Genomic DNA, 4,473 nt, shown 5'->3' with positions numbered 1-4,473 from the left:
TGCGCTTCGAAGCGTTGATAACACTCCAACCCGCAGAAGTGCTCGACGTATTCCGCGCCTTCCGGGGTGAAGGCGGCATCGAGCGGGATTTCCTTGCAGCACACGCAGCAACTGGTGGTGGTCGAGTCACTTGCATTCATGGTGGCACCCCTCCATTGACTGACGAAGACGGCGAATGCCGCCGCCGGCATTGGCTTCGCGAACAGGAAGCCTTGTCCTGTGTCGCAGTCCGCTTGTCGCAATAGATCAAGACTCGCCGATGTTTCCACGCCTTCAGCCACCACATCCATGCCCAGCCCGTGCGCAAGCTGAATCACGGTGTGCACGATGGTTTGGTCGCGGCGGTCGTTGGCGAGCCCGGCGACAAACGATTGGTCGATCTTGAGCGTGCTGATTGGGCAGCACTTCAGATGTTGCAGACAGGAATACCCCGTCCCGAAGTCATCGGCGGCGAAGCGCACACCGATCTGCCGCAAGGCGTCCAGGGCGGGGAAGATCGCCGGATCACCAAACGCGACCGATTCGGTCAGCTCGATTTCGAGATACTCGGCGGGCAACTCGGCATCAGCCAGCACGCCCTTTACCCACCCGTCGAAGTCCGGTCCCACTTGGCTCGCCGAAACATTGACGGCCAGCCGGAACGGTCGCCATGCCAGCATTCGCCAGTCACGCATCTGGCGGCAGGCTTCGCCCAGCACCCAAGCGCCGATTTCAGGCATCAGGCCGGACGATTCGACCACGGGCAGGAACTGGCCCGGTGGCAATAGTCCAAGCGTCGGATGACGCCAGCGCAACAGGGCTTCCGCGCCGACAATCCCACCACTGCGCAGATCGACGACGGGCTGGTAGTGCAGTTCAAGCTGCCCGCGCTCGACCGCTTGGGCCAGTTCCGGCGTCGTCCATCCATCCGGCCGGAAAGCGCTCATTCTCTTTCCCTGAATGCCCGCAACGCCCGCGACAGGGACAGAAGGAACAGGCCGGTCAAACCGAGCGCCGCGATGACCCAATGCTCGCCGAGGAAAGCACCGGCGGTTGTGCCGGCCAGCACGACAGCGAGGATGGGCAGGTGGCAGGGGCAAGTCAGCACAGCCAGTCCGCCCCACAGGTAGCCGGTGATCGGTTTGTGCGTCTCGGACGGCAAGCGCTCGGGGTTGTTCATGGCAGACTCTCCGCGTGCTGTGCCGGCTCGGTCGGCAGGGTGGCCAACTGCACTTCCAGATCGGCCAACGCTTCGCGCCGACGCTCGACGAACTGACGCAGCAGGGCAAGCTGCGCGGCCGCTTCGTCGCCGTCCGCCGCATCCAGCGCCCGGCACAGCCGCGCCAGCGCGTCGAGGCCGATGCCCGCCTCGAAGGCCGCCCGCACGAAGCACAGCCGTTGCAAGGCGGCGTCATCGAACAAGCCGTAGCCGCCTGGTGTGCACGCCACCGGGCGCAGCAATCCGCGCAGCAGGTAGTCGCGCACGATATGCACGCTCACCCCGGCATCAAGAGCCAGCCGGGACACCGTGTAGGCGTTCATTGAACACCTCCTTTTTCTCACCCGGCGCAGCAGGAAAGCTGCTTCACATCCTTGTTGAAGGTCTGCGCCGCGAGCTTCAACCCCTCGACCATCGTCAGGTAGGGGAACAACTGGTCGGCCAGTTCCTGCACCGTCATGCGGTTGCGAATGGCCAGAGCCGCCGTCTGGATCAGTTCACCCGCTTCCGGCGCGACCGCTTGTACGCCGATCAGCCGATGGCTGCCTTCCTCGATAACCAACTTGATGAAGCCGCGTGTGTCGAAGTTGGCGAGCGCACGCGGCACGTTGTCCAAGGTCAAGGTGCGGCTGTCGGTCTCGATCCCGTCGTGGTGGGCTTCCGCCTCGCTGTAGCCCACGGTCGCCACTTGCGGATCGGTGAACACCACGGCCGGCATTGCGGTCAGGTCGAGCGCCGCATCGCCGCCGGTCATGTTGATCGCGGCACGGGTGCCGGCCGCTGCCGCCACATAGACGAACTGCGGCTGGTCGGTGCAGTCGCCGGCCGCGTAGATGTTCGGGTTGCTCGTGCGCATGCCTTGGTCGATGACGATGGCACCTTGCGCATTGACAGTGACCCCCGCTGCGTCCAGCGCGAGGCTGCGCGTGTTCGGTGTCCGACCGGTGGCAACCAGCAGTTTGTCGGCGCGCAATTCACCGTGCGTGGTGGTCAGCACGAATTCACCGTCCATATGGGCGACCTGGCTGGCTTGCGTGTGCTCCAGCACCTCGATGCCCTCGGCACGGAAAGCGGCTGTCACCGCCTCGCCGATGGCCGGGTCTTCACGGAAGAACAAGGTATTGCGCGCCAGGACCGTGACCTTGCTGCCCAGCCGGGCAAAGGCTTGCGCCAGCTCCAGCGCCACCACCGACGAGCCGATTACGGCAAGGCGTTCGGGAATGGTGTCGCTCGCCAGGGCCTCGGTGGAAGTCCAGTAGGGTGACTCTTTCAAGCCCGGAATCGGCGGGACCGCCGGGCTGGCACCCGCGGCGACCAGGCAGCGGTCGAACATCACGACGCGCTCGCCACCCTCGTTCAAACGGACGGTAAGGCTCTGGTCGTCCTTGAAGCGCGCCTCACCGTGCACAACGGTGATGGCCGGATTACCGCCCAGGATGCCTTCGTACTTGGCGTGCCGCAGTTCGTCGACGCGGGCCTGCTGCTGGGCCAGCAGCTTACTGCGGTCAATCGTAGGCACAGTTGCCGCAATACCGCCATCGAACGGGCTTTCCCGGCGCAGATGGGCGATGTGGGCGGCGCGGATCATGATCTTGGACGGCACACAGCCGACATTGACGCAGGTGCCGCCGATGGTGCCGCGCTCGATCAGCGTGACCTGCGCGCCTTGCTCGACGGCCTTCAGCGCCGCCGCCATCGCGGCTCCACCGCTGCCAATGACCGCTACCTGCACCGGGGGCTCGTTGCCACTGTGCTTTTCGGCGGCGGCCATCCATCCCCGCACCTTGTCGAGCAGTCCGACGCGGTTGTCCGCCAGTGGCGCATCGGCTAGCGTTGCCTTGTAGCCCAGTCCGGCCACGGCGGCAGTCAGCGCGTCCGGCGATGTGCCCGGCACGATGGCGAGTTGCGCTGTGCCCTTCGGATAGGACACCAGCGCCGACTGCACGCCTGGCACTTTTTCCAGCGCTTCCTTGACGTGCGCCGCGCACGAGTCGCAAGTCATGCCGGTGATTTTTAGATGGGTCATGCAACAGATCCTTTATCGTTTGTGGCGCCAGACAATGACGTCCGTTGTGCTGCGGTGCCGTTTTCAGTGACTCACTGCTTGACGCTGGACGGATAGCCCGCGTCTGCGGTTGCCTTGGTCAGCTTCTGCACGCTGGTCTTGGCATCGTCGAAGGTGACGACCGCTTGGCGTGTCTCGAAAGTCACGTCAACTTTGCTGACGCCTTCGACCTTGGAAATCGCCTTCTTGACAGTGATCGGGCAGGCGGAGCAGGTCATGCCCGGTACGGACAGCGTGACGGTCTGGGTGGCGGCCCAGACGGGGGCAACAACGGCGGCGAGGGCGAGGGAGGCAAACAGTTTCTTCATGGTGAACTCCGATCAGTAGAAAAATGGCATGACGTAGGGAAATCCGAGCGCGACCAGAACCAGCGCGGCCACGATCCAGAAAATGAGCTTGTAAGTAGCTCGCACTTGGGGAATCGCGCAGACCTCACCCGGTTTGCAGGCCGCTGCCTGCCGGTAGATGCGCCGCCAGGCGAAGAACAACGCCACCAGCGCCACGCCGATAAAGATGGGGCGATAGGGATCCAACACCGCCAAGTTGCCGATCCAAGCGCCGCTGAACCCCAAGGCGATCAGAACCAACGGCCCGAGGCAGCAAGCCGAGGCGAGGATGGCGGCAAGCCCTCCAGTGAAGAGCGCGCCGCGCCCGGTTTTTGGTTCAGACATGCGCTTGTCCTTTCGAATTGAAATTGGATAGCGTAACCTTACTTCCGTACTCATGTACGGAGTCAAGCGATATGGAAAACAATTTGGAGAACCTGACCATTGGCGTTTTCGCCAAGGCGGCCGGGGTCAATGTGGAGACCATCCGTTTCTATCAGCGCAAGGGCTTGTTGCTGGAGCCTGACAAGCCCTATGGCAGCATCCGCCGCTATGGCGAGGCGGATGTAACGCGGGTGCGCTTCGTGAAATCAGCCCAGCGGCTGGGCTTCAGCCTGGATGAGATCGCCGAGCTGCTGCGGCTGGAGGATGGCACCCATTGCGAGGAAGCCAGCAGTCTGGCCGAGCACAAGCTCAAGGACGTGCGCGAGAAAATGGCTGACCTGGCGCGCATGGAGGCCGTGCTGTCTGAGTTGGTGTGCGCCTGCCATGCGCGAAGGGGGAACGTTTCCTGCCCGCTGATCGCGTCACTACAGGGTGGAGCAAGCTTGGCAGGTTCGGCTATGCCTTAGCGTGCTTTATTTTCCGTTTTCTGAGACGACCCC

General features: G+C 63.5%; 7 protein-coding genes. 1 reads left to right on the top strand and 6 read right to left on the bottom strand.

The genetic code is table 11. The features are described 5' to 3' along the window. From WD006_RS29175 to merT, 6 genes are all read right to left on the bottom strand, one after another. The coding region (locus WD006_RS29175; RefSeq protein ID WP_200876302.1) for a DUF3330 domain-containing protein at positions 1 to 1,007 on the bottom strand (1,007 nt) is incomplete at its 3' end. Next, positions 923 to 1,159, bottom strand: a complete 237-nt coding sequence (gene merE, locus WD006_RS29170) for a broad-spectrum mercury transporter MerE (protein WP_003132004.1) — start codon at positions 1,157 to 1,159, stop codon at positions 923 to 925. The genes merE and WD006_RS29175, both read right to left, overlap by 85 nt. Continuing rightward, positions 1,156 to 1,521: a mercury resistance co-regulator MerD gene (gene merD / locus WD006_RS29165; RefSeq protein WP_000995360.1), complete on the bottom strand. Its 366-nt coding sequence runs from the start codon at positions 1,519 to 1,521 to the stop codon at positions 1,156 to 1,158. The genes merE and merD overlap by 4 nt, the downstream gene beginning before the upstream one ends. Positions 1,522 to 1,538: 17 nt before the next feature. Next, positions 1,539 to 3,224, bottom strand: coding sequence for a mercury(II) reductase (merA, locus tag WD006_RS29160; RefSeq protein WP_011514825.1), 1,686 nt, complete (start codon positions 3,222 to 3,224; stop codon positions 1,539 to 1,541). 71 nt (positions 3,225 to 3,295) lie between these two features. Then, complete coding sequence (merP, locus tag WD006_RS29155; RefSeq protein ID WP_003131987.1) at positions 3,296 to 3,571, bottom strand: mercury resistance system periplasmic binding protein MerP; 276 nt, start codon at positions 3,569 to 3,571, stop codon at positions 3,296 to 3,298. A 12-nt stretch (positions 3,572 to 3,583) separates the two neighbouring features. Next, positions 3,584 to 3,934, bottom strand: coding sequence for a mercuric ion transporter MerT (gene merT / locus WD006_RS29150; protein WP_006224622.1), 351 nt, complete (start codon positions 3,932 to 3,934; stop codon positions 3,584 to 3,586). Positions 3,935 to 4,005: 71 nt separating this feature from the next. Between merT and WD006_RS29145 the strand changes: the two genes are divergently transcribed. Continuing rightward, positions 4,006 to 4,440: a mercury resistance transcriptional regulator MerR gene (locus tag WD006_RS29145; RefSeq protein WP_003131969.1), complete on the top strand. Its 435-nt coding sequence runs from the start codon at positions 4,006 to 4,008 to the stop codon at positions 4,438 to 4,440. Positions 4,441 to 4,473: the final 33 nt, after the last annotated feature.

The organism is Cupriavidus sp. Met-2 (genome assembly GCF_049843575.1).
In the GTDB taxonomy this organism is placed as follows: domain Bacteria; phylum Pseudomonadota; class Gammaproteobacteria; order Burkholderiales; family Burkholderiaceae; genus Cupriavidus; species Cupriavidus metallidurans.
This window is presented reverse-complemented; position numbering and strand designations above follow the sequence as displayed.

What these genes read in the sequence shown, in the direction of transcription:
- merD (WP_000995360.1), bottom strand. Translation starts at nt 1,521, where the DNA reads ATGAACGCCTACACGGTGTCCCGGCTGGCTCTTGATGCCGGGGTGAGC.
- WD006_RS29145 (WP_003131969.1), top strand. Translation starts at nt 4,006, where the DNA reads ATGGAAAACAATTTGGAGAACCTGACCATTGGCGTTTTCGCCAAGGCG.
- merA (WP_011514825.1), bottom strand. Translation starts at nt 3,224, where the DNA reads ATGACCCATCTAAAAATCACCGGCATGACTTGCGACTCGTGCGCGGCG.
- merP (WP_003131987.1), bottom strand. Translation starts at nt 3,571, where the DNA reads ATGAAGAAACTGTTTGCCTCCCTCGCCCTCGCCGCCGTTGTTGCCCCC.
- merE (WP_003132004.1), bottom strand. Translation starts at nt 1,159, where the DNA reads ATGAACAACCCCGAGCGCTTGCCGTCCGAGACGCACAAACCGATCACC.
- merT (WP_006224622.1), bottom strand. Translation starts at nt 3,934, where the DNA reads ATGTCTGAACCAAAAACCGGGCGCGGCGCGCTCTTCACTGGAGGGCTT.